This is a genomic window from Jeotgalibacillus soli, assembly GCF_000829435.1.
Classification (GTDB): domain Bacteria; phylum Bacillota; class Bacilli; order Bacillales; family Jeotgalibacillaceae; genus Jeotgalibacillus; species Jeotgalibacillus soli.
This window is the reverse complement of the sequence record NZ_JXRP01000004.1, coordinates 1-1,021: the sequence shown is the minus strand read 5'-3', so window position 1 is coordinate 1,021 and position 1,021 is coordinate 1. Positions and strand designations below refer to the sequence as shown.

Genomic DNA, 1,021 nt, shown 5'->3' with positions numbered 1-1,021 from the left:
TTTGATGTAGCTCTTAAATGTTACTTAAATCAAGAATTAACGTTGACGTTTTAGGTTGTTTAGTTTTCAAGGTTCAAATATTATGGTGGAGCCTAGCGGGATCGAACCGCTGACCTCCTGCGTGCAAGGCAGGCGCTCTCCCAGCTGAGCTAAGGCCCCTAAATAATATAAAATTAAATGGTCGGGAAGACAGGATTCGAACCTGCGACCCCTTGGTCCCAAACCAAGTGCTCTACCAAGCTGAGCTACTCCCCGTAAAATAGGATGGCGCGCCCGAGAGGAGTCGAACCCCTAACCTTTTGATCCGTAGTCAAACGCTCTATCCAATTGAGCTACGGGCGCATATAAATCCTATTTACATTAAAAATTAAAACAGTGCCGAGGGCCGGACTCGAACCGGCACGGTGGGAACCCACCGCAGGATTTTAAGTCCTGTGCGTCTGCCAATTCCGCCACCCCGGCTAAGACAGATAAATTACTATGGAGCGGAAGACGGGATTCGAACCCGCGACCCCCACCTTGGCAAGGTGATGTTCTACCACTGAACTACTTCCGCATAATAATGGTGCGGGTGGAGGGACTTGAACCCCCACGCCGTGCGGCACTAGATCCTAAGTCTAGCGCGTCTGCCAATTCCGCCACACCCGCATATTGAAAATGGTGAGCCATGTAGGATTCGAACCTACGACCCTCTGATTAAAAGTCAGATGCTCTACCGACTGAGCTAATGGCTCGAAAAAACTGGTGCCGGCAAGAGGACTTGAACCCCCAACCTACTGATTACAAGTCAGTTGCTCTACCAATTGAGCTACACCGGCAAAGTGGTGGAGAATGACGGGCTCGAACCGCCGACCCTCTGCTTGTAAGGCAGATGCTCTCCCAGCTGAGCTAATTCTCCACATTAATTTATGTAATACCGCCTAGCGACGTCCTACTCTCACAGGGGGAAACCCCCAACTACCATCGGCGCTGAAGAGCTTAACTTCCGTGTTCGGCATGGGAACGGGTGTGACCTCTTCGC

The 1,021-nt window shown here is 50.8% G+C and carries 9 tRNA genes and 1 rRNA gene; all 10 read right to left on the bottom strand.

Annotated features, from left to right (window positions below):
- Window positions 1-83: 83 nt before the first annotated feature.
- Window positions 84-159 (bottom strand) — tRNA-Ala (locus KP78_RS00450).
- A 19-nt stretch (window positions 160-178) separates the two neighbouring features.
- Window positions 179-255: transfer RNA gene (locus KP78_RS00445), tRNA-Pro, on the bottom strand.
- A 10-nt stretch (window positions 256-265) separates the two neighbouring features.
- Window positions 266-342 (bottom strand) — tRNA-Arg (locus KP78_RS00440).
- Window positions 343-376: 34 nt separating this feature from the next.
- A tRNA-Leu gene (locus tag KP78_RS00435) sits at window positions 377-462 on the bottom strand.
- Window positions 463-481: 19 nt separating this feature from the next.
- Window positions 482-556, bottom strand: a tRNA-Gly gene (locus KP78_RS00430).
- A 7-nt stretch (window positions 557-563) separates the two neighbouring features.
- A tRNA-Leu gene (locus KP78_RS00425) sits at window positions 564-648 on the bottom strand.
- A gap of 10 nt (window positions 649-658) precedes the next feature.
- A tRNA-Lys gene (locus KP78_RS00420) sits at window positions 659-734 on the bottom strand.
- Window positions 735-742: 8 nt separating this feature from the next.
- Window positions 743-818, bottom strand: a tRNA-Thr gene (locus tag KP78_RS00415).
- Window positions 819-822: 4 nt separating this feature from the next.
- A tRNA-Val gene (locus tag KP78_RS00410) sits at window positions 823-898 on the bottom strand.
- A gap of 20 nt (window positions 899-918) precedes the next feature.
- Window positions 919-1,021: ribosomal RNA gene (rrf, locus tag KP78_RS00405) — 5S ribosomal RNA — on the bottom strand; the annotation flags it as partial.